General features: G+C 48.1%; 21 protein-coding genes. 9 read left to right on the top strand and 12 right to left on the bottom strand.

What is annotated here, in order from left to right; genetic code table 11:
- Positions 1-116: 116 nt before the first annotated feature.
- Complete coding sequence (gene mprF, locus MKY16_RS02510) at positions 117-2759, top strand: bifunctional lysylphosphatidylglycerol flippase/synthetase MprF (protein WP_340953977.1); 2643 nt, start codon at positions 117-119, stop codon at positions 2757-2759.
- A 106-nt stretch (positions 2760-2865) separates the two neighbouring features.
- Here mprF and MKY16_RS02505 read toward each other — a convergent pair whose 3' ends face one another.
- Entirely contained in the window at positions 2866-3492 is a 627-nt protein-coding gene (locus MKY16_RS02505; RefSeq protein ID WP_340953975.1) for a nitroreductase family protein, read from the bottom strand.
- Between the two features lie 236 nt (positions 3493-3728).
- Between MKY16_RS02505 and MKY16_RS02500 the strand changes: the two genes are divergently transcribed.
- On the top strand, positions 3729-4205 hold the full coding sequence (locus tag MKY16_RS02500) for a disulfide oxidoreductase (RefSeq protein ID WP_039270297.1): 477 nt from the start codon (positions 3729-3731) through the stop codon (positions 4203-4205).
- Between the two features lie 167 nt (positions 4206-4372).
- Positions 4373-4870 carry a CcdC family protein gene (locus tag MKY16_RS02495; protein ID WP_029514725.1) on the top strand — a complete coding sequence of 166 codons (498 nt, stop codon included), beginning with the start codon at positions 4373-4375 and terminating at the stop codon, positions 4868-4870.
- Positions 4871-5026: 156 nt separating this feature from the next.
- Here MKY16_RS02495 and MKY16_RS02490 read toward each other — a convergent pair whose 3' ends face one another.
- Both MKY16_RS02490 and map read right to left on the bottom strand, forming a co-directional pair.
- Positions 5027-5989: a glycoside hydrolase family 26 protein gene (locus tag MKY16_RS02490; protein ID WP_340953972.1), complete on the bottom strand. Its 963-nt coding sequence runs from the start codon at positions 5987-5989 to the stop codon at positions 5027-5029.
- Between the two features lie 640 nt (positions 5990-6629).
- Positions 6630-7376, bottom strand: coding sequence for a type I methionyl aminopeptidase (map, locus tag MKY16_RS02485; protein ID WP_013308498.1), 747 nt, complete (start codon positions 7374-7376; stop codon positions 6630-6632).
- Positions 7377-7569: 193 nt separating this feature from the next.
- On the opposite strand from map, the gene MKY16_RS02480 reads away from it, so the two are divergent.
- The 4 genes from MKY16_RS02480 to MKY16_RS02465 all read left to right on the top strand — a co-directional run bounded on the left by MKY16_RS02480 (position 7570) and on the right by MKY16_RS02465 (position 11635).
- Entirely contained in the window at positions 7570-8268 is a 699-nt protein-coding gene (locus MKY16_RS02480; protein ID WP_165147990.1) for a GntR family transcriptional regulator, read from the top strand.
- 131 nt (positions 8269-8399) lie between these two features.
- Positions 8400-9761, top strand: a complete 1362-nt coding sequence (locus tag MKY16_RS02475; RefSeq protein ID WP_340953969.1) for a GntP family permease — start codon at positions 8400-8402, stop codon at positions 9759-9761.
- Positions 9762-9802: 41 nt separating this feature from the next.
- On the top strand, positions 9803-11356 hold the full coding sequence (gntK, locus tag MKY16_RS02470) for a gluconokinase (RefSeq protein WP_340953967.1): 1554 nt from the start codon (positions 9803-9805) through the stop codon (positions 11354-11356).
- Between the two features lie 87 nt (positions 11357-11443).
- Positions 11444-11635, top strand: coding sequence for a hypothetical protein (locus MKY16_RS02465; protein WP_307351902.1), 192 nt, complete (start codon positions 11444-11446; stop codon positions 11633-11635).
- A gap of 145 nt (positions 11636-11780) precedes the next feature.
- Here the strand turns inward: MKY16_RS02465 and MKY16_RS02460 are convergent, their stop codons facing one another.
- From MKY16_RS02460 to MKY16_RS02450, 3 genes are all read right to left on the bottom strand, one after another.
- Entirely contained in the window at positions 11781-11900 is a 120-nt protein-coding gene (locus tag MKY16_RS02460) for a YjcZ family sporulation protein (RefSeq protein ID WP_340953961.1), read from the bottom strand.
- A 116-nt stretch (positions 11901-12016) separates the two neighbouring features.
- Entirely contained in the window at positions 12017-12838 is an 822-nt protein-coding gene (locus tag MKY16_RS02455; RefSeq protein ID WP_340953958.1) for a serine/threonine protein kinase, read from the bottom strand.
- Positions 12839-12981: 143 nt separating this feature from the next.
- Positions 12982-13803: a MerR family transcriptional regulator gene (locus tag MKY16_RS02450; RefSeq protein ID WP_340884179.1), complete on the bottom strand. Its 822-nt coding sequence runs from the start codon at positions 13801-13803 to the stop codon at positions 12982-12984.
- Positions 13804-14337: 534 nt separating this feature from the next.
- On the opposite strand from MKY16_RS02450, the gene MKY16_RS02445 reads away from it, so the two are divergent.
- On the top strand, positions 14338-15294 hold the full coding sequence (locus tag MKY16_RS02445; RefSeq protein ID WP_165147978.1) for an L-lactate dehydrogenase: 957 nt from the start codon (positions 14338-14340) through the stop codon (positions 15292-15294).
- 71 nt (positions 15295-15365) lie between these two features.
- Here the strand turns inward: MKY16_RS02445 and MKY16_RS02440 are convergent, their stop codons facing one another.
- Genes MKY16_RS02440 through MKY16_RS02420 form a run of 5 tightly spaced genes read right to left on the bottom strand, consistent with a single transcriptional unit; the run spans position 15366 to position 19888 of the window.
- On the bottom strand, positions 15366-16094 hold the full coding sequence (locus MKY16_RS02440; protein WP_069010775.1) for an ABC transporter permease: 729 nt from the start codon (positions 16092-16094) through the stop codon (positions 15366-15368).
- Positions 16094-16810 (bottom strand): ABC transporter permease, encoded by a 717-nt coding sequence (locus tag MKY16_RS02435; protein WP_029514716.1) that lies wholly within the window; start codon positions 16808-16810, stop codon positions 16094-16096. Before MKY16_RS02435 ends, MKY16_RS02440 begins: the two co-directional genes overlap by 1 nt.
- Positions 16807-17724 (bottom strand): ABC transporter ATP-binding protein, encoded by a 918-nt coding sequence (locus tag MKY16_RS02430; RefSeq protein ID WP_069010774.1) that lies wholly within the window; start codon positions 17722-17724, stop codon positions 16807-16809. The genes MKY16_RS02435 and MKY16_RS02430 overlap by 4 nt, the downstream gene beginning before the upstream one ends.
- A gap of 59 nt (positions 17725-17783) precedes the next feature.
- The gene (locus MKY16_RS02425) at positions 17784-19214 is read right to left on the bottom strand and encodes a sensor histidine kinase (protein WP_340953955.1); all 1431 of its coding nucleotides are present in this window, start codon (positions 19212-19214) and stop codon (positions 17784-17786) included.
- A complete protein-coding gene (locus tag MKY16_RS02420; RefSeq protein ID WP_340957541.1) occupies positions 19214-19888 on the bottom strand; it encodes a response regulator transcription factor in 675 nt (224 codons plus the stop codon). Before MKY16_RS02420 ends, MKY16_RS02425 begins: the two co-directional genes overlap by 1 nt.
- Before the next feature lie 151 nt (positions 19889-20039).
- On the opposite strand from MKY16_RS02420, the gene MKY16_RS02415 reads away from it, so the two are divergent.
- A complete protein-coding gene (locus MKY16_RS02415; RefSeq protein ID WP_340953952.1) occupies positions 20040-21842 on the top strand; it encodes an alpha-glycosidase in 1803 nt (600 codons plus the stop codon).
- 131 nt (positions 21843-21973) lie between these two features.
- Here the strand turns inward: MKY16_RS02415 and MKY16_RS02410 are convergent, their stop codons facing one another.
- Positions 21974-22126 (bottom strand): hypothetical protein, encoded by a 153-nt coding sequence (locus MKY16_RS02410; protein WP_176715694.1) that lies wholly within the window; start codon positions 22124-22126, stop codon positions 21974-21976.
- Between the last annotated feature and the right edge of the window lie 105 nt (positions 22127-22231).

Raw genomic sequence — 22231 nt, 5'->3', positions numbered from 1 at the left:
CTTCTGTTGTTATTGAAGCGATTATTACAGGTATAATATATAGTAATGTTCATCGGGTATGAAATCTAAGCACCTCATTCCGTGTATATCTCATTCTTTTCCAAGCAGGTGAATCTATGAAATCTAATCACAAACCGATTCAATCTTTTAAAATCGTACAGTTCATAATGACCATCTACAGGCAGCGATTGACACGTATTTTGCTACCGTTGGCTGTACTGGCTTTTATTATATGGGAGGCCGGACGAGAACTAAAAGACTTTAATCTGGCGCGTATGCTTCATGAGCTGCGGCGAATGGATGCCACCTTTCTCATCGAGATTGGCTTGTTCTCACTGGTTGCTGTGGCGGCTATGAGTGCATATGATTACGTAATCAGACATCATTTCAAGCTTCAGGTCAAGCCTGGAACAACATTTCGCTACGCCTGGATCTCCAATACCTTTAATAATGTCTTTGGTTTTGCAGGCTTTACAGGAGCGGGACTTCGCACAGTACTGTATAAGAAAAGCGGTGTGCCGTTGGGTGTCATCACCTCTGCGGTCGTGTTTCTTTCGCCAGTCGTCATTACCGGACTATCTTTGCTGGCTTGGGGAGCCATTGTTCATCTGTATCCGGTACAGCCTGTACTGGATGCTCACCCGTGGCTTCATTGGGCGCTGTGGGGAATGGCATTGTACCTACCGCTATTCCTGATCATGCAGCGCTCCAAACGGTACTCCACATGGTTCAACAAGGGAGAAGGACAGCTTTCCTGGTCCACCATCTCCGCTTCCATCAGTGCTTCCCTGCTGGAATGGCTGCTGGCTGGCCTTACCTTTGCATGGATCGGCTCGCACTTGCTCCATGAACTGCCGATGCATGCTGTGTTCGGTATTTATGTAATAGCCGCGATTGCCGGGTTAATCAGTCTTGCACCCGGAGGGGTCGGGGCATTCGACATCATTGCCCTGCTCGGGCTGCAAATGGCGGGAGCCAACTCAGATCGGGCACTGGCTGTCCTACTGGTCTTTCGCGTCTTTTATTACATCATCCCGTGGCTCATCGGCTTGGTATTAGCCGCGCTGGAAATGATTCCGCGTAACGAGCGCCTGTCTCAGCTAGCTGAGACAGGTTGGGATTACTCCCTTAATGCCTGGCAGAAGGTATGGGGCTGGCCTGGTCAATTCCGGTTTTTGGCCGATCTAGGGGTATGGGCGCTTGGTAAGCTGGTACTCATCTCCGGCGTGGTGCTTCTTTTGTCGGCAGCTACGCCCGGTCTGTTATATCGGCTTCGTTTTGCTGAGCATTTGCTCAGCCTGCCCGTCATGCGCTTGTCGCATGAAATCTCGGTCATCATCGGAATTATGCTTGTCGTCCTGTCCCATGGAATCTCCCTGCGTATTCGCAGAGCATTACGACTGACATTGATACTGCTTCTGACAGGAGCTATTTTCACCTTCACTAAAGGTCTGGATTTTGAAGAAGCTTTATTCCTACTGTTTGTGGCTTTAATGCTATGGATTTCGCGTTCGCGGTTTTATCGGGTCAGTGCGCCGCTGAATCGGCACAACATTTTAATATGGGGTGGATTATCTCTACTCGTAACCGGGGCTTATTTTATCATTGGGGCAGGCTCCAACACTCCCTTTATGCGCCATTTGCATGCCAAGGTCCATCTAGACTTTTTTATGAACCGCAGCGATTACGGAGTTACCGCCGTGTTTAGTCTGATTTTGGCATGGGTATTCCTGACGGTATATTTCTTTCTTCGACCTCAGCGTAGCATCGCTAATCTACCCGACGAGCAGGAGCTGGATAAGCTAAAAGAATTTTTGGAACGGCAGGGTGGTAATCTCGTCTCTCATATGCTTTTTCTGGGCGATAAATATCTGTATTGGACCAAAAATGAACAGGTTGTCATTCCCTACGCTCGTAGCCGGGACAAACTGATTGTATTAGGTGACCCACTCGGTCCAAAAGAACGTGTGAGTGAAGCCATTCAGGAATTTCAGCGGTTCGCAGATCGGTATGCGTTAACGGCTGTATTTTATCAGGCCTCGCCGGAGTATTTGTCCATCTATCACGAGAACGGCTATCGCTTTTTCAAACTGGGCGAGGAAGCACTGGTGCCGCTGGAATCATTTACACTGACGGGCAAAAGCAATCAAGCGCTACGCAGCGCCAAAAACCGTTTTGACCGCGATGGCTACTCGTTCGAAATCATCCAACCGCCTCTAGAGGCGTCACTGATTGAGGAGATGCGTCAGGTTTCGAATATTTGGCTGGATGGGCGCAAGGAGAAGGGATATTCACTCGGCTGGTTCAAAGAACCCTATCTTCAGTTGGCTCCGATTGCAATGCTAAAGGACTCTGAAGGGAAGGTCATCGCTTTCGCTACGATGGCCCCTGCCTATGATCATGGACGGACGGTCTCCATTGACCTGATGCGCCACTTGTCTGACACGCCAAATGGCACGATGGATTATTTATTCACACGGGTCATTGAGTGGGCCAAGGAGAGTGGGTATACGACATTTAATCTGGGAATGGCACCGCTGTCCCAGGTAGGACAAAGTGAAAAGGCATTGCGCGAGGAAAAACTGGCTCGACTTGTTTTCCAATACGGGGGACATTTTTACGGCTTTCAGGGGCTTCGGCGCTTTAAGGATAAGTTCAAGCCGCAATGGGAGCCGCGCTATCTGGCCTATCCAGCTTCTGTCTTTCTACCGATCCTGACGCTGGAGCTGGTATATCTCGTGTCCAAACGCTCGGACTAAACAAAGGGCTGACAACAGGACTTTAATAAGTCTAACACGACGTAAAAAAGGGTGTTCCCCAACCACGAACGGTTGCAGGAACACCCTTTTATATTCACAAATCTTCTTAGAAGCTGCCTTTTACAACAACTTCAGAGAGTGGAAAACGTCCTGATGGACGTGCTGGCACTTGTGCCTTACCTACACTAATAAGCAGGGTTGGCAGGTAACGTGCTGGAATATTGAATTGCTCGATCAATTGTGCTGGAATGAAACCGCCCATTGCGCAAGTATCGTAGCCCAGAGATTTAGCAGCCAACATAATATTTTGTGCTGCAAGAGCAGAGTTCAGGATGGCTGCATCGCGAGCTACTTGCGAGTTTTGGTACGCGCCATTGATTTGACCTACCAATGCGTCACGGATTTCCGCTGGCAGTGCGCCTGCTTCTACCGCTTGATCATAAATGACGGTGTTACGGTTCGCTTCCAAATCACCCAATACGGCAATCGTAACGGAACTTTCCGCTACTTGACCCTGATTGTAGGCGATAGGCAGCAATTTTTGCTTGTCCGCTTCGCTTTCGATAACAAGGAATTTCCAATGTTGAAGGTTCCAAGCGGAAGGAGCTTCTATCGCCGCAGTCAAAATAGCCTCCAAATCTTCCTCTGGCAATTTAAAATCCTTAACATAGCTCTTTACCGCGTGTCTTTCACTAATCGTAGATAGGGTTTCATTTTTTGGACTACTCGACATTCTGGGCACACTCCTAATTTCTTATGATATATATCTAACTTGAATCCTCATTAACTTCCCAAACTACTGCAATTATAAAAATGATAGTTAGTCATGTCAATATGTTTAAGTATGACCCTGCACTCAAAATACAGTACAATACGGATAAAGACATACATATCGGCAGATGCCTGCCGATGGGACAAGACATAATGAGTTCATTTTGTTCTCATTTGAATTAAAAAAGGAGCGTTACTATGATTGGATCGTTTAAAAAAACAGATATTGCTTTGTTTGCCGCCTGGGTTGTAGCTTGTGTGGCAACTTTGGGCAGTCTGTATCTCAGCGAGATTTTGGGGTATGAGCCTTGTAAGCTATGCTGGTTTCAGCGCATTCTGATGTATCCCCTGACCCTTCTACTCGGGATCGCCTATTTTCGAGGGGATTCGGGGATACGCCGTTATGTCATGCCGTTGGCTATCATTGGAGGTGCGATTTCGGCCTATCATTTTACCATTCAGCGCATCCATGCAGCCGCCAAAGCAGCTACGCAAACTTCAACTTCCTGCGGCAGAGTATCCTGTGAACAGGATTACCTAAACTGGTTCGATTTCATCACCATTCCTTTTCTCGCACTGATCGCCTTCATCCTTATTATTGTAGCCATGGGTTATATCATGCGAAAGGAGAAAAAATCAGCTCAGGGAGAGGTACAAGCAACAGAACTCGCATAAGTATGAAAGAGACCCAATTATAGGGCCAGTGTTATCACCAAGAGGCGTATAATCCGCTTGCCGGGGGAGAGACTGTAACTAAATATATCCATTGCATATGTGGTATAATGTGAAAGGTTTGCAGTCTGTCCAATAACGCTTATATTCCTTATAGAGGGGGCCAGTCCATGTTTCATATTAGCACCCCATTGCTGCAATATGGCGCAACCTTCGGTATGATCTTAATCGCTATATCGGCTATTTTCATCCGTATGAAGACAGGTCATCGCCCGATTAATGCCAAAAAAATCATCATCCCTCCGCTCGGCATGAGCACCGGTTTTATGATGTTCGTGGTGCCGGAAGTACGGGTTCCCTGGCTTTGGGCGCTGGGCGCTTTTCTGGTCGGCTGGTTTATTTTTTCTTACCCGTTGATCCGCAGCACCAAATTTGAGTTGCAAGAAGGGCTGGTTTTCGTGCAACGCTCACGTACCTTCTTCTTTATCCTATTCAGCCTGCTGATCGTCCGATTGCTGCTGCATGAATTTATTCAGCATTACATTACCATTCCGCAGACAGCAGGGCTATTTTTCATCCTAGCCTTCGGCACCTTGTTACACTGGCGGCTCCGTATGTATTTTCAATATCGTCAATTCGTTCCGGACGAGACAGAAGTCCGCATCTGACCAACGGTTTTTTAACATGCTTGCTAGCATATTGCTGTATAGACCAAAAAAGGACACGTTCTCCCAGCCAGGAGGCCGTGCCTTTTTGGTCTTTTCGTCTTTTTAGTCTATCGGAGGCTACATTTCCGCCTTGCCCGGACGCCGGGCGCTAGGCACTTACTGGGAGCTTTCTTTTGTAAACAGCGTGCTGCCGTTTATGTTGTTCTGCGGAGCATAAGCGCCGTCCCAGGTGATAAAGAAGCTTGCTCCGGTGTAGATTACATTCAGGGCCTTGTTCCAAAGCGAATAATCGAATTCCTTGAGCTGATTATTGTTGCGATCCACATGGTCGCCACCCACGGCTGGTCCAATTTCGCAGAAGCCATAAGTTTTTCCAAGTCCTTTGATGTCATTGTAAGCCATCTTAATTTCATTGTCATTGGACGGATCGTCGCTGTAAGCGTCGATGCCAATCCAGGTGACATAGCTGGAGCCGGGGTAATAAGCAGCCGCGTTGGCTCCTTTATTTGGAGCATAGACAAAATTGACGTTGGACATGCCATTGGTCGTCACAATGTAATTGTACAGATTGATGTACAGGTTCTTATAGTCCGTCGTGTTCTTGTCTCCCCACCAGAACCAGCCTCCGTTCATTTCATGGAAGGGTCTGTAGTAAACGGGGGATGAATTAAACTTTTGCAGGCCGGTCACGACATTGTCAACCTGGGCCTTATAATTTTGCAGCCATGCGGGGCTGGACGAATTGATGGATGAAATGTCTGTATTAGCCAAGATCTCGAAATCGGAATCAGACATCGGGGCGTTTACATTTCCACCCTGGGGATTGGGCATGTGGGTGGAAACGGTGACGATTTTCCCCAAGGCTTGGATGGCGGAGGCGCTATTGGAAGTAATGGAGGCTGCATCGGTTCCCCCCTGGTTCCAGTTCAGCAGATCATAGGAGACGATGTCAGGGTTGTAGGTCCAGACAGGACTGGTGTTTACACTTCCGTCATAGCCCAGGAACATGCCAGTATAGTTGATATTGCTCTCCGCGCCTGCCGTCATTGGTAGCGAGAATAATAATGCAGCCCCGGTCAGGGCGCTGATCAAGCTCTTCGTTTTCTTGACTGAATTCATAATGGTTATCCTCCTGATGTTTATATCTTGCTGTTTGTAATCGCAAGACTTAAGATGTGACCGATATTCCCCTAGGACAATCTGACTCGCAACCTACATGTTTTTCGTTTTAGCGAGTGGATCTCCATCTTCCTAAAGGAATACGTTTTTGTGATCCTCAATTACATCGACATCAAGGAAAAAAGTTGAAATAGTTCTATTAGAGCAAAAAAATAATTCATATAACAATGAACAAACAATTTATGCAAAATGTGGTAGGGACTAAATGTGTAATAAAGGAATTTTTTTTCATTTCATTCTTATGAATTTGTTTTCAAATTATTGTTATTTTTGTACTATGTAGAAGATTCATAATCACACACTTAGCGTATCCTAGCGTCTATCAGAACTAAGCTGATCACTCTGATGGCATGGTGTACATTTCGTTAAAATGGTGGCCTGGCACTCATGAAATGAAAAAACCGATATTCGCCTTTTGGACAAAATCGGTTTTTGGAGATGAAACCATTATTCCCCGCATGTACTGGACCTTTATAGAATGCACGTAGCAAAAGGGACTGTCCCCTGGACAGCCCCTTTTCTGTAATATGTCCAGCCCATTCACCACGGTAGTCTGTATGTTTGCGGTGGATGCCTGCTTTTATTGCTGGGTCAAAATGATCGGACCCTCTGCTGTAATGGCCAGCGTATGCTCGTATTGCGCAGACAAGCCGCCGTCCAACGTGCGTGCGGTCCAGCCGTCCGCATCAATTTTACTGCGGTATGTGCCTGTGTTGAGCATTGGCTCAATTGTAATGACCATACCCTCTTTTAAGCGTGGTCCACGGTGCGGAGGTCCGTAATGTGGAACCTGCGGTTGCTCATGCATCTCTTCTCCGATGCCGTGCCCAATAAATTCGCGTACGACCGAGAAGCCTTCCGCTTCCGCGTAGGTTTGTATCGCATGGGAAATATCACCGATCCGGTTACCGATAACGGCTTGCTCAATCCCTTTATACAGCGATTCCTTGGTAACATCCAGCAGCTTTTGCGCCTGCTCAGACACATTACCCACCGCATACGACCAAGCGGAATCTGCCAGCCAGCCATTCAGGTTCACAACCATGTCGATCGTCACGATGTCCCCGTCCTTCAACGGTGTCTTATTCGGAAAGCCGTGGCAAATCACATCGTTAGGTGAGCCACAAGTTGCAAACTGGTAGCCGTTATAGCCCTTTTGCTCCGGTGTTGCGCCATGCTTCTTCATAAAGGATTCCGCAAAGGCGTCAATTTCCAGTGTCGTAATGCCCGGCTTGATCATTTTGGCAATTTCCCGGTGGCAAGCAGCCAAAATGTCTCCAGCTTTTTTCATATTTTCAATTTGTTCTTTGGTTTTAATGATAATCATTAAACGGTCTCCTTCTTTTCCGTGTTCGTTCCACTTTTCACTGCTTCTTTTTTCTGCTTCTATTGTAACGCTAAAAGCAGCGAAATGGAACCGATGTCAACTGATACCGTTTACAAGGATCTTAAACGGGGTATATAATATTCCATAACTTGTATACCAGTATGCAAAATCATTTCCTAGATAGGAGTATCCTATGAAATATCCAACAACCTGGTTACAGGGCGCATCGCTTGGGGAAAGGATTGCTTGTGAACTTCGGCTTCAGATTATACGCGGCGTTCAGACACCAGGCACTGTGCTATCTGAGAATCAGATTGCTGCCGATTTTGGTACCAGTCGTTCTCCGGTGCGTGAAGCCTTGAAGGCACTCTCGGGCGAAGGACTGATCCGTCTGGAGCGCATGGGGGCGATTGTCGTCGGCATGACACCCGGTGATATGGAGGAGCTATTCGATGTGCGAATGCTGATTGAACATTTTGTTGTACAAAGGTATGTACATAGTGATAATGCCACATTGGTGACTGTTTTGAATCAGATGATTGACAAAATGGAAGTCGCTCTCAAGTACAGGGATGTCGTTGAATTTTCTCTTCAGGATTTTAATTTTCATGAAGCTCTGGTTCTGGAAGCTGGCCATACCCGTATTCTTCATACCTGGAATGGCATGAGACAGCTAATCCTGACGGTCATGTTAGCTGCAACAGAACAACGATTTGCGTCCAACATCGAAGAATCACAAGTCACGATTCACAAACATCGAACCTTTGCAAACGCCTTAAATCAGGGGGATGCTCAGGAGTTGTCAGGATTTATTGAGGATCATTATCGAGATACCCGCAACGCGGTTAACGATAGCGTCCTGTCTCCCTACAGAAGAAAGACATCGTCCTAGCCACAATATGCGTGACAAAGAGCAGATGTACCGCGCTTTATGCGTTTCTCGCTGGCGCGGCTCTCTTTTAATTGAAGTTGTCGACAAGTATACATTTAGCTATACATATAAGAATAAGGAGGCATACCTTCATGAACACATTATTCGGCTTAAGCCATAACGCGTCCCTGCTCATATGGGCGCTAGTTACCGTCATTCTTTTGATTTTGCTGATTGCTAAATTCAAATGGAATCCCTTCGTTTCACTGCTGCTTTCGTCGGTATTTCTCGGACTGGTTAACGGGATGCCTGGTCATGAAGTTACTGCCTCCATCACCAAAGGGCTCGGCAGTACACTTGGCTCCATCGCCATCGTGATCGGTTTAGGCACAATGCTCGGTAAAATGATGGCAGAATCTGGCGGTGCCGAACGCATCGCGACTACACTGATGGATCGTTTTGGTGAAAAACGCGTTCATTGGGCGATGATGATCGTAGGCTTTATCGTGGGAATTCCGGTGTTTTTTGAGGTTGGTATTATTTTATTAATTCCCATCCTGTTCACGGTTGCCCGTAAAATGAACATGTCTCTGCTGAAAATCGGTATTCCAATGCTGGCAGGACTATCGACGGTACACGGCCTTTTACCACCCCACCCGGCTCCGATGATCGCGATTGAAGCCTTTAACGCCAATATTGGACGCACGATAGGATATGCACTCATCGTGGGCATCCCATCCGCCATTATTGCAGGCCCGGTCTTCGGCGCTTGGATTGGCAAAAGAATCATGGTCAGACCTTCCGAGAGGCTGGACGAGCAGTTCAGAAATACGACGGGGCGGTCGTTGCCTCCCTTTTGGATTACTTTGTCCACCATTTTGTTACCTGTTATTCTAATGCTTAGCGGATCAGTCGCTGAAATTGTAGACCCGGCCAATACACATCCGCTCACTGTATTTTTCAAATTCATTGGTGATGAGGTTATGGCATTACTGATTGCGGCCGTGTTTTCTTTTTTCTCGCTAGGCTATGCACGTGGTCTAAAGAAAGAGGACTTGTCCCGTTTTACCAGTGAATGTCTGGCACCAACAGCCTCTATTATCTTAATTATCGGGAGCGGTGGTGCATTTAAAACGGTATTGATCAACAGCGGTGTAGGTCAGGCCATTGCAGCGGTCGCTACAGGAGCCCATATGAATGTGATTGTATTTGCTTTTCTGGTCGCTGCGCTCATTCGTGTAGCCACTGGGTCAGCGACAGTCGCGATGACGACAGGCTCCGGTATTGTCGCACCTGTGCTGGCACTTACACCCGGCGCGAATGTCGAACTGGTCGTCCTTGCTACAGGAGCAGGGTCGCTGATCTTGTCTCATGTGAATGACGCCGGTTTTTGGATGATTAAAGAATTTTTCAATATGACGGTTCCGCAGACTCTAAAATCATGGACCGTTATGGAAACCATCCTCTCCCTGGTCGCTTTCGGTTTGATTATGCTGCTGAGTGTGTTAACTTAACGATAATGAGCTAATAACGGTAAGTGAAGGGGAGATTGAATATGACAGACACCCGATATATGATCGGCGTCGATATCGGTACGACCAGTACCAAAGCAGTTCTTTTCGAAGAAAACGGCAATATTGCCGCCCAGCACCATGTGGGCTATCCGCTCCATACACCTGAGCCGGATGCGGCAGAACAAGATCCGGAAGATATTTTCAAAGCTGTTGTGACGACGGTGCAAGAGGTCATGAAACAAAGCGGAGTGTCAGCTGAGCATGTACTGTTCGTCTCCTTCAGTTCGGCCATGCACAGCGTACTGGCAGTGGATAAGAACGGCAAACCGCTGACCGCCTCTATCACTTGGGCAGATAACCGTAGCGCCAAATGGGCCGAAGCGCTCAAACATGAATACAACGGACACGATATTTACTTACGTACCGGAACGCCTATTCATCCTATGTCACCGCTCACAAAACTAATGTGGATTACACGGGATTTACCAGATGTTGCGACCCAGACGTACAAATTCATTTCCATTAAGGAGTACGTTTTTGCCCGGTTATTCCACCAATATGTCGTGGACCACTCGATTGCCTCTGCAACCGGACTCATGAATTTGCAGCAGTTGGACTGGGACGAGGAAGCGCTGCATATTGCAGGTGTGACGAAGGAGCAGCTATCCGAGCTGGTGCCGACAACTCATGTGCTCAAAGGGCTGGATGAGACCTATGCACATGACATGGGCCTACTGAAGACGACTCCTTTTGTGATCGGGGCCAGCGACGGTGTCTTGTCCAACCTCGGTGTGAATGCGATCAAGCCTGGAGTTGTCGCTGTTACCATCGGCACCAGCGGAGCCATCCGCACCGTAGTTGATAAGCCGCTCACGGATGCCAAAGGGCGCTTTTTCTGTTACGCCTTGACCGAAAAGCTGTGGGTCATCGGCGGCCCGGTGAACAACGGAGGTATAGTCTTCCGCTGGATCCGGGATGAATTTGCAGCCTCCGAAGTGGAAACGGCCAAACGACTGGGACTTGATCCATATCATGTGCTGACCCAAATTGCGGAACAGGTACGTCCTGGCTCCGACGGTCTGCTCTTTCTTCCGTACTTATCCGGTGAACGTGCGCCCCTATGGGACCCGAATGCTCGCGGCTCCTTCTTCGGTCTGTCCCTGCGTCACAAAAAAGAGCATATGATTCGCGCCGCTCTGGAGGGTGTGCTGTTCAATTTGTATACCGTCATGCTCGCCATGGAAGAAGTCATCGACAGACCGTCAGTCATTCACGCCACGGGTGGATTTGCACGCTCGGAGCTATGGAGACAGCTCATGGCAGATATTTTTGATCAGGAAGTCATTATCCCCGAAAGTCTGGAAAGCTCATGTCTGGGTGCAGCTATTCTAGGCTTGTACGCACTGGGACGGATTGATTCGCTGGATGCTGTGTCCGGTATGATTGGTACCACTCACCAGCACAAACCGGTAGCAGAACACGTGAATATTTATCGCGATTTACTGCCGATTTATATTCGCATTTCACGTAAATTCGAAGAAGAATTCAAGGATATTGCGGAATTTCAGGCCAAGTCCCTACAATCCTTAAAATAGTGGAACCTGTTCTAACGCTGCTGCGTATTACCGTTTTATAAAAACCTGTCTATGTCAGTTGGGCAGGGTAAGAAGGAGGATTAGACGATGCTCAAACAATTACTGCACCGCCTGCTACATTCCACCTCTCATTCTCATAAGCGGCGATACAGCAGCTCAGACCGTTATTACGAACGTGAACGTGAACGTAAACGCCATTCTTCTTCAGACGGTTACAAGAATAGTCACAATGGACACCGATATTACAAGGATAAACGCCGTCATTACTCCAGTTCTTAGCCAAACAACAAGAAGTAGCGACGGAATAGAACGTAACTAAAGCGAAGACCCTTCTCATCTCAAGGGCCTTCGCTTTATTGTTGTGCGCCCTTCGTTATACAGGGCAACATCTGTGCATTTTACAGGAAATCGGTTATAACCGAAATTACAGAAACAGGGTTTTAGAGATGATCACCAGCAAAATAAACAGAACCAGAATTGCTCCTACAGAGGTCCATGCTCCTACACCATAACCCATTCCGCCTACTCCACACATATGACTCATTTACAACACTCCCTTCGCTCATTTACAGGATCATTGTATGTAGACCTGGTCAAATGCGTAAGGGGGGCATTCCCCCATTTTTGCGGCGAATGCCTGTTTATTTTCAGGAATTAACGTTATGGGTTAACCTCAAGCAGCAACAATGCTTCCTCCAGCTCTTGCATAAACTGTCGGCTATTCTCATAATGTGGCCGAATCTGAAAAAGACGCTCCAGCATATGACGCACAGGTGAACTCAGCTTCAATTCTTCCTGCCAGCTTGCCGGCGGTTGATCCGGCTGAGGCTCGTAACTGCTATACAGCATAAAAAGCATTAAATGTCCGACATCGTACAAATCGCTGTAGACGGCGACATCTTGTCGCTCGAATGCGCGCTTTTCCAGCATGGATTCGGTAAATACATCCTCCTGTCGCTCTCCCACCGCCAGAGCAAGACCAAAGTCGATCAGGTAAGGCTTCCCCTCACGGTGAATCACATTGGGAATGCGGATATCCCGATGGATATAGCCCCGTTCATGTACATGCAGAACTCGCTCCATTAACTCCAAAATGTAGACAACGCATTCCTGTTCTGTAAAGGAACGCTCCTGTTCAAATATAAGCTCCTCCAGCGTCATGCCGGAGATGTATTCCATGACCACAACTATTCCGTTCGAATGTTCGACACTTTCCAGTAGCTTCGGAATATTGGGGTGTTCCATCTGCCGCATAATATGAGCCTCGCGCTGCAATAGCTGAACTGCCTTCGCCCGTTTGCTCGGTCTGGGCAATTTCACCGCCACCTCTTGTCCGCTGTGCCGATCCAAACAGAGATAGGTCAGACCATAGCTCCCCATGCCTAAAAGCGAACGAACATCATAACGTCCGCTCAGTAAATCGCCAGGCTGTTTCGGATAATCCAACCATGATTCATATGCGTTCCGCAACCATGCAAACATACTTATATCCTTTCCTCTACATGCCGCAGCAACGTTTCTTATGCGGCTTGTTCTCGTATTCTTGTATTCCGTTATTATACCATCCACGATAAAAGACCATCAGTCCCGGAAGGTCTGATGGTCTTTATCAGAAAAGATGCTGGCTATGCCTCTCTGCGTCTGCGTGGTGTCAGACCAAGCCAGGACAACAACGAACTGCGCGATTTTCGTTGTCTGCCCTGGTAGGTACGCAAATTCGTAATTAACTGCCGATCCCGTTCTTCCTCGACCCTCTCTTTCATCCAACGTTTATGGTCCTCCAGTTGGTTTGATAAGCTAACATTTTTCTCCACCAAACGACTATGCTCTGCTTCCAGTTCCTCCAAACGGCTCCGCATTTCCAACAAAGCGTTTTGCACCATGTCCTGCATCTGCGCCAGTTCTTGTGGCTCTACGGACTCCTGTGTTTGTACAGATACAGGCGCTTGCTTCAATCTATACTCAATAGTTGATGCCAAAGTCTGGAACTCTTCCTGCAATTGTAGCTGCATGGGTTCTTCTGACAGTGTCTGAGCATTCATTTCATCCTGTAACTCTGTCAGTTCAACTGTAGCAGCGACTTGAGCCTGCATGACCGTCTCTTCCCTGCCTTCAGCCGCCGCCATTATTTCTTCCCAGGTTGCGGTCAGTGACTCAGCATCCGAGATGGGTGGCAAGCGGAATTCTTCATCCTCCATTGGAAAGGGAGCGGTCACTCTCTCAAGCACCACCTGAACCGCCTGCTCCATCGTCATATGCTGCTCACGCAACGCCCTCCGCATCACCTTCAAGCACTCAACATCCTCAGCACTGAACATTCTTGATTGATTCGCGGAACGCTGAAACACATACCCCTGCTCCTCCAGCGCCGCTGCATATTTACGAAGGGTACTCGCCCCGATTCCCAACTGTTTTGCTGCTTCCGTCGTCGATTTGATTTCTTCCATTTAATCATTACCTCCCCGGATGGTATGGAAAGAAATAAGCTTGTATATGTAGAATTCGCGAAATCCATTGGAAACCCTTTGGCAAAAATGTTCTAATATTGCAGACTGCTAAGAACCTTTGTCATAACGGAATCTTTGTAGAAATACAAGAAACGACATTGCAGAGAATACTTCGTTCTATGTACACTAAAGACTCTTTAAAGAGCATCACATAAATGTCATACTTTTATAATTCCTATGGCACTATTCCTTCCATCAACATAGTTCATGTTATAATTTATACAGCGATCACCTTAAATATAAATTGAAATGTACTCTCCTACCTTCCAGTAAAAGTATTGATAATTTACGTTCATTCTTCAATTAATCGCAGAAAGACACCTATTTCACAGTTCATTTTTAATTTTCCGGAATGGAGACAAAAAAATGGATATTTTCAAAAGATCAGCAATATGTTATGTTATGTAACGTAAAATGGATTTCAGGCATAATTTGTAGCATATTAACGTTCGCTGGAACGAGGAGGCAACATAGATGAAGGGGAAGGCAAGGAAAGTAGCTATTGTCGGCGCGGGAATGGTCGGTTCGAGCTGTGCCTACTCAATGGTTAATCAGTCCATTTGTGATGAAATCATGATGATTGACCGCACGTATGATCGGGCTTTGGCCCATGCACTGGATCTGTCCCATTGTATGGAGTTTACGTCCACACGTACTAAGGTACGTGCAGGCACGTATGCAGACTGCACGGATATGGACGTGGTGATTATAACGGCTGGAGCCAACCCTAGACCAGGTCAAGACCGCCTGTCTGTACTGGACGACGCAGTGCTTATCACCAGAGAGATTGTAACAGCGATTATGGAGGGTGGCTTCGACGGTATATTCGTCATTGCCGCTAATCCTGTCGACATTGTAACGTATATGGTACAAAGTATATCCGGTCTGCCGCGCAACAAGGTGATCGGCACGGGCACCTCTATCGACTCGTCCCGGCTCAAGACGTTGCTTTCTGAGGTGTTTTCCATAGATCCACGCAGCGTACAAGGATATGCTCTTGGCGAGCATGGCGAATCCCAATTCGTTGCCTGGTCACACGTAACGATTGGCGGTAAGCCGCTTTTACACATTTTACGGCAGCATAAGGAACGATTCAGCCACGTCGATCTGGACGACATTGCCCGTAAAACCAGGGATGCAGGCTGGGAAATCTTCACCCGCAAAGGCGCCACTTATTTTGGTATTGCCAATGCTCTGGCATACATTACCCGTTCCATTTTAAATGATGATGGTAAAATTATAGCGGTCTCTGCTGTATTGGACGGCGAGTACGGGCACACCCATGTCTGCACAGGCGTTCCAGCGATTATCGGCAGCGGAGGAATTCAAGAGGTCATCGAGTTGGAACTAAGTCCAGAGGAACAAGCGAAGTTCGACGCCTCTTGCCACTTTATCAGCAATAATATCCGTGCCATTTCAGACTTAGTGTAAACCAATAGCACAGAAAAAAACTCCTTACCCTCATTGAGGATAAGGAGTTTTTGCAATCCCCGTATTTCGCCCTATATCTCTTTATAACGAAATACCGTCAGTCCCGCCAACGTAAATACGACAAAGCTGCCCATTATAACCGTCAATAGTGTATCAGTTGGCACCATGAACGCCCCAAAGTTGTCTCTTCCACTCGGCATCATCGCCAATAAAGGCTGTGTCCATGGATAGTACGGACCGTAGGTTTGAGAATTGGCGACCAGAATATTCGGCACGGTGAACACAAAATTCAACGCAAGCGGTGCGGCAAAGCTGGACCACAAGAAGGATACCATCAACTGCAACGCAGCCAGCGGCAGGCAGGCTACCCAGCCTGCGAGCAGACTTTGAGCGATCACAGCCCAAGGAATCGGTCCGTTCATCCCCTGCACAGCTCCAACACTCAGCAACGCTCCCCCGAACAGTAGCTGGGTCAATCCGACCAAGGCCATAATGATAGTCAGCTTAGCTGCGTACAGACTGGTGCGGGACAATGGCAATGACATCAGCTGCTTCCAGCCGCCGCCCCCATGCTCGAAACGGCAGACCAGAGACCCAAACACGGCCGTCAGCATCGGCAGGAACAGCAGCGCATGAACTGTAAGCATGGCTGACAACAGCAACAGCCAGTTCCCTCCCGGATTCGCCAGCAAACCAATCAGGACGGCAATCGCCGGGCTGACGAGCGCGAGCAGCCAGACGGGCGATTTCGCCATTTTCAACCGTTCAACAGAAAGTAACCGTGCATATCCTCCGAACATTACGCCACATCCTTTCGGCTAAAATGGGCCGCTGTCAGCAGGCTGAGAAGCATACCCGTTCCGCACCCGACGGACGCAAACATCCACGCTTGAGGTGCAACCCAGGCGAATTGAGGCCAGGCCAATGGAAACCATTCGGACAACTGTGAAGCAAACAAGCTGCCAATGCCTAACGTAATGCCCAGTGTTACAGGTAGCGCTTGATTATGGAATGTGACTGTTAACCACAACAATAATACGAGCATAGGCAACGTGCCGCCTAAGGGCCAAAATCCGAGTCGTAGCAGTTCTCCTACGGGTGCAGGTTCTCCCCCGAAGCCAAGGATCATTCCCAACACCCAAGTCCCTACCGTCAGGAGTAGACAGGACACACACAGCATCCCAATCGCCAACGTCAGCTTGGCCATATAGACGCTGAATTTGGAAATCGGCAAGGCCAGCAACTGCTTCCATGAGTTAGATGTATGCTCCACATTCGCCAACATGGAAGCCACCATAGTAGCTCCTAGCACCAGCGCAAGGGGTACAAAAAGAGCGATGTTATCCATCAAAACTTCCCACAGATGACCCTTGTTACGCGGAATCAGATAGTCATATCGAAGTCCAAAGTTGAGCGCCTGCATGGCCACCAGCCCAAGGGGACCGAGGAACACCAAGAACCAGATTCCCTTTCTGCGTGCTTTGAGCAGATCCGCCGTGAGTGCTCGCAGCATCATAAGGAAGCCCCTCCTTTGCCCACCACCTGCATGAACATATCCTCCAGCGATTTGCGGCGTTCCTCCACACGGTATACGGCATGCGTATTTTCGACCAATCTTCTGACCAGCAGCGCAACAGCCGCATCATTCATGTTCTCGAACTCCAGCGCCGATCCGTCCTTCACCGAATGGTAGCCCTGCTCACGCGCAATCAATTGGGCTGCTTCCGGTTCCGACACGACGATCCGAATTCCGCCCGCGGATTCCTGACGGAGATTATGAATCGTGTTTTGAAAGACCAGCTCTCCTTCACGAATAATACCTACGGTATTCGCCATATGCTCTACCTCGCTCAACAGATGGCTGGATACCAGTACGGTGATCCCCCGTTGCTTGGGCATCGCCTGAATCAATGTGCGCATTTCCTGAATACCCTCCGGGTCCAAACCATTCGTAGGCTCATCCAAAATGAGCACTTCTGGATTCCCAAGCAGGGCTGCTGCAATACCAAGTCTCTGCTTCATGCCCAGCGAGTAGCCTTTGACTGGACGTTTGGCATGCTTGGTCAGTCGGACGACCTCTAACACTTCCGCAATGTTTTGCTTGGGTACATTCAAAATACGGCGAATGGCCTCCAGATTTTCAATGGCGTTCAAATGACCATAATACGAAGGATACTCCACCAACGAGCCGACTTTACGCAAAATATCAAGCTTATGTCTGCGAATATCTTTGCCGAATATACGGATCGTTCCTCGAGTTGGGCGAATAAGTCCAAGCAGCATGCGGATCGTTGTCGTTTTCCCTGCTCCATTTGGACCCAGAAATCCGTAAATATCTCCCCGAGCTATTTTCAGGTCCAGCTGATTAACCGCCGCGCGGCCTTTGTATATTTTGCTGAGACTGTTCGTTTCAATAATGTATTCGTTCAAGTTCCTCACCTCGACACCTATCGTAACGTGCCAAGTTTAAAGCCAAGGGAACTCTGAGTTTAAGTTTTGTTTAAAAAACGGATTCGGGTCCCGGCTGATGAACTGAAAATCTCCCTCTCCAAATTCATTTCGCGAGCCAGCAGTTCTGTAATCGCCAACCCAATCCCGGCTCCTTTTTCACTGGACTGTTGCTCCATACCAGGCCCTTTATCTGTGATAACCAATGCCTCTGTCCCATTATCCTTCTGGACTTGAACACCAATATATCGGCCTGAGGCAGCATGGCGAACTACATTTTGAAAGAGATTGTCCAGCAGACGACGGAAGCCTTGCTCATCGACATTCCACACCATACTATGCTCAGGCAGGTCGATATCCACTTCAAAGCCCTCCTTCTCCCACACCGGATACCAGCTGGCTACACACTCCCGCACTAGCCGCAGGATATCACGCGGTGTGTTATTCATGGTGTATTTGCCACTGGATAGGAGATTATAGGTCAGCAAGTTGTCGATCAGACTCCCAAGGTCCTTTAGCTTGTTTTCCATTAGTGTAATCGACTGTTTCCCTCTGCTGCTGAGATTTTCACCATCTAGTGTATACAGATGGCTACGCACGACCGTAAGCGGCGTCCGAATATCGTGTGACAGATCCGCGACCAGTCTCTTCCGTAGCTCTTCCTCCTGACGCTCACGTCCCCGACTCTCTGCCAACTGCTCGACCATCTGATTAAATGCTTCTTCCAGCTTGCCGATTTCATCCGGGCGTCCATTGGCAACAAGAATAGGCAAGCCGTCCTCTCCTCGCTGCGACATGGCGGCCTGAAGCTGCAACAGTCTACGCCGAATGTCTCCAAAAAACAGAAGAGATACGGATATAAAAGCGCCCAAAATCAATACAATAAAAAAGAAATAGTACATCAACATACTACTATCAGTAGGTGGCTGTTCAAAGAACGAACGAGGCACTTTTAATACCATATAGCCCTGATTTACATCATTCTTGCCCCCGCCAATAAAGGCTACTACCGTAAACGGCCCCTCATAGCTTGCTTGCTTCATAAAAGCTATAGCCTGCGCAGCGTTCCATTGTTTTGGCAGGTTAGGTTGGGTCGGTAACTCCAACCTAGTTAACCCTGCGGTATCCACCCAAAATATTTGGGATTTAGGGAACATATCTTGTTGTATTTTGCGCAGATGGACTGAGATTTGCTCTGGTGTGGCTCCCTTCAAGGCTACAGCTTCGCGATGCCAGCTATTTTCGGTATGGGTAGCAGAGGGATAGTAAGCGTTTTTAGGCTTGGACCCCGCCCCCCAATTGAATAACACGCTATATATCAAGGCTGTAGCAGGCAACACAATGGGCAACAGCATCATAGCAACCACAATGATGACCAGATAACGGAACAACAGTGAACTGCGAAACCGACCTCCCTGATCCGGCTTAGAGCTGGGATGCAGCCTCCTCCAACCCTTGCGCGTCCTGTTCATTATGCTTTCACCCGATATCCTACACCACGGATCGTCTCAATGATGCGAGGTGTCGCAGGATCAATCTCCAGCTTTTCGCGCAGGTGTCGGATGTGAACCATTAAAGTTTTGTCTCCGTCGATATATGGATCTCCCCATACCGCTTCAAACATTTGCTCTTTCGTCATAATCTGGCCCAAATGCCGCAGTAAATAAGCAAAAATGTGATATTGCTTGCCTGTCAGTGTAATTTCCTCCCCGGTATCACGGTTCACAATACGGTTATCAGGAGAGAACACAGAGAGATGCCCCAGTTGTAAGGATTCTTCAGGCACGGTTCCTGATCGGCGCAGCAAAATCTCCATACGTGCTATGAGCTCGTCCGGGTGAAAGGGCTTGGTTACATAATCGTCGGCGAAATCCAGTCCTTGCAGTTTATCGTCAATGGAGGTACGAGCAGACAACATGAGAATGGGAAGCTCCGGGTACTCTTTCTTGAGCCGTTTCCCTATGGTGAATCCATCCAGACCAGGTAACATCACATCCAAAATCACGAGTTGGCACGTACGGGCTGCCTCCACAGCCCCATCCCCGCTGCGAAGCCATACTACAGCGTAATTCCGCTCTTCCAAATACTGATGCGTCCAAGCACCGATATCCTGGTCATCTTCGATATATAACACATTTGTTTTCATCATGAGCACCTACTTATCGTTTTTCTTTTATGTAATGGGCATTATAGCATTTATGGTACATAACCCACTTAAAAAGGTTAATAACTATCTTATACGACATACGCTTCACATTTTCAAATTTGAATGCTTATGAAAAAAGGAGGCCTACCCGATGCTGCTGGAAGCAATATACCATCACCCGAAACGCAATTGGGCTTTTGGTTATAATGATGAAACGATATTTCTACGGCTACGTGCGAAGAAAAATGACCTGAACACCGTTCATGCTCTCACCGGAGATAAATACGATTGGGACCGCACCCGACAGCTTGTCCCGATGTCCAAATTCGCTACTGATGGCAGGTTTGATTACTATGAGTGCAGTATAAAACCTACTCACCGTCGGCTGAAATATGGATTTTTGCTAGAAGACGGTGAGGAACGTATTTGGATGAACGAGGACGACTTTACTACCCAAGAACCCGAAAATGCAGATAAACTGTTCCAATATCCGTTCTTGAACCCGATTGATATTCTGAAGCCACCTGCATGGGTGAAGGATGCGGTATTTTATCAGATTTTCCCGGAACGATTTGCGAACGGTGACCCCTCCATCAGCCCAGAAGGTGCAGAGACATGGGGTGGAACCCCACAAAGAGACAATTTTTTCGGTGGCGATCTACAGGGGATCCTGGATCACCTGGACCACCTGAACGATCTGGGAATTAACGCCATATATATGACTCCTGTCTTCAAGGCGACGACCAATCATAAATATGATACAGAGGATTATATGGAGGTGGACCCACATTTCGGGGACAAAAAGACATTGAAAAAACTGGTCGATGCCTGCCACGATCGAGGAATTCGGGTGCTGCTTGATGCGGTGTTCAACCATTCAGGGCGTACTTTTAAACCGTTCGTCGACGTCCAGGAAAAAGGCGAAGCCTCGCCTTACAAGGACTGGTTCCATGTACATAGCTTTCCCCTGAAAGTGGTGGATGGCATACCGACGTACGATACATTCGGGCTGGAACCGATGATGCCCAAGCTGAACACCGAACATCCTGAGGTAAAAAAGTACCTGCTGGATGTGGCAAAGCACTGGATCGAAGAAATCGGCATCGATGGTTGGCGGTTGGATGTGGCAGACGAGGTGGACCACGCCTTTTGGCGGGAATTCCGCACTACGGTCAAGCAGGCCAATCCGGATGCGTACATTTTGGGTGAAATGTGGAATGAATCGTCTGAATGGCTTCAGGGGGACCAATTCGATGCAACGATGAATTATCCGTTCACCTACGCGGTGAATGATTTTTTCGTCAAAAAAGTGACCGATGCCCAAAGCTTTGCCTACGCCATCGGACGACAGCTGGCCCGCTATCCACAGCAAGCATCCGAGGTTGCTTTCAATCTGCTGGATAGCCATGATACACCGCGCCTACTGACGCTGTGCGGGGGCGACATGCGACTGATGCGGCTGGCTGCTTTGTTCCAGTTCACGTATATGGGCGCACCCTGCATTTTTTACGGCGATGAGATCGGCCTGGATGGAGATGCCGATCCAGGCTGCCGCCAGTGCATGGAGTGGGATGCCGATAAGCAGGACCACGAGCTGTTCGACTTTTACCGCGAGCTGATTGCGCTTCGTAAGGGGCACCCGGTCCTCCGTGATCAAGGAGGCATCACTTTCCTGGAGGCACAGCCGGAGGGTGCCTCACTTGCCTACGAGCGCCGCAGCGGGGAAGAAGTGCTGCTCGTGCTGCTCAATCGTTCCGATGAGGATCACGTTTTTGAATTGGACATTCCTGAGCAGGAATGGCAATTAGCCTTTGGCGAAAGCCAGTGGTCCGTAGGACCGAAGGGACTGCATGCCGAGCTTCCTCCTTACGGATATGCTGTGCTGAAGGCAACGCCTGTGCGATCAATCAACTCTGCAAAAGAAGTCGACAACAAGACGCAAAGCAAGGCATAGGCTATGTAGACGCGGATGCTGATGAAAGTACCTGCCGAATACGGCAAAAAAAGCGAAACCACCAGGAACAAGATAGTTAACTTGTTCCTGGTGGTCTTTTTACGTTAAATATGGGCTTCTATCCAAGTCGATTATTTGTTTTTAACATCTGTTCTTACTACCCCAACGTCTGAAGCATTGATAGAAATGGGGTTGCCGCCTTGCCCTGTTTGAGCTGAAGAAGATTGTCTAACGTCCACCCTAATTCTTTTGCCCTTAAAGCCAGTTCGTCTCCTTTTTCCCAATGCAGTGGCCTCCTTAAGTCTTCATGGCTTCATAAACCTCTCAATATGACCTAACTGTGGAGAGATATGCTATATGCATATGCCGCTGAAGAAAACAGGTCTCGG

It is taken from the genome of Paenibacillus sp. FSL L8-0641 (assembly GCF_038006265.1).
In the GTDB taxonomy this organism is placed as follows: Bacteria; Bacillota; Bacilli; order Paenibacillales; family Paenibacillaceae; genus Paenibacillus; species Paenibacillus polymyxa_D.
Note: the sequence above shows the minus strand (reverse complement) of the source record. Positions and strands in the feature narration are given on the sequence as shown.

Coding starts and splice junctions, on each gene's coding strand:
- mprF (WP_340953977.1), top strand. CDS start 117: ATGAAATCTAATCACAAACCGATTCAATCTTTTAAAATCGTACAGTTC.
- MKY16_RS02505 (WP_340953975.1), bottom strand. CDS start 3,492: ATGTCGAGTAGTCCAAAAAATGAAACCCTATCTACGATTAGTGAAAGA.
- MKY16_RS02500 (WP_039270297.1), top strand. CDS start 3,729: ATGATTGGATCGTTTAAAAAAACAGATATTGCTTTGTTTGCCGCCTGG.
- MKY16_RS02495 (WP_029514725.1), top strand. CDS start 4,373: ATGTTTCATATTAGCACCCCATTGCTGCAATATGGCGCAACCTTCGGT.
- MKY16_RS02490 (WP_340953972.1), bottom strand. CDS start 5,989: ATGAATTCAGTCAAGAAAACGAAGAGCTTGATCAGCGCCCTGACCGGG.
- map (WP_013308498.1), bottom strand. CDS start 7,376: ATGATTATCATTAAAACCAAAGAACAAATTGAAAATATGAAAAAAGCT.
- MKY16_RS02480 (WP_165147990.1), top strand. CDS start 7,570: ATGAAATATCCAACAACCTGGTTACAGGGCGCATCGCTTGGGGAAAGG.
- MKY16_RS02475 (WP_340953969.1), top strand. CDS start 8,400: ATGAACACATTATTCGGCTTAAGCCATAACGCGTCCCTGCTCATATGG.
- gntK (WP_340953967.1), top strand. CDS start 9,803: ATGACAGACACCCGATATATGATCGGCGTCGATATCGGTACGACCAGT.
- MKY16_RS02465 (WP_307351902.1), top strand. CDS start 11,444: ATGCTCAAACAATTACTGCACCGCCTGCTACATTCCACCTCTCATTCT.
- MKY16_RS02460 (WP_340953961.1), bottom strand. CDS start 11,900: ATGAGTCATATGTGTGGAGTAGGCGGAATGGGTTATGGTGTAGGAGCA.
- MKY16_RS02455 (WP_340953958.1), bottom strand. CDS start 12,838: ATGTTTGCATGGTTGCGGAACGCATATGAATCATGGTTGGATTATCCG.
- MKY16_RS02450 (WP_340884179.1), bottom strand. CDS start 13,803: ATGGAAGAAATCAAATCGACGACGGAAGCAGCAAAACAGTTGGGAATC.
- MKY16_RS02445 (WP_165147978.1), top strand. CDS start 14,338: ATGAAGGGGAAGGCAAGGAAAGTAGCTATTGTCGGCGCGGGAATGGTC.
- MKY16_RS02440 (WP_069010775.1), bottom strand. CDS start 16,094: ATGTTCGGAGGATATGCACGGTTACTTTCTGTTGAACGGTTGAAAATG.
- MKY16_RS02435 (WP_029514716.1), bottom strand. CDS start 16,810: ATGATGCTGCGAGCACTCACGGCGGATCTGCTCAAAGCACGCAGAAAG.
- MKY16_RS02425 (WP_340953955.1), bottom strand. CDS start 19,214: ATGAACAGGACGCGCAAGGGTTGGAGGAGGCTGCATCCCAGCTCTAAG.
- MKY16_RS02420 (WP_340957541.1), bottom strand. CDS start 19,888: ATGAAAACAAATGTGTTATATATCGAAGATGACCAGGATATCGGTGCT.
- MKY16_RS02415 (WP_340953952.1), top strand. CDS start 20,040: ATGCTGCTGGAAGCAATATACCATCACCCGAAACGCAATTGGGCTTTT.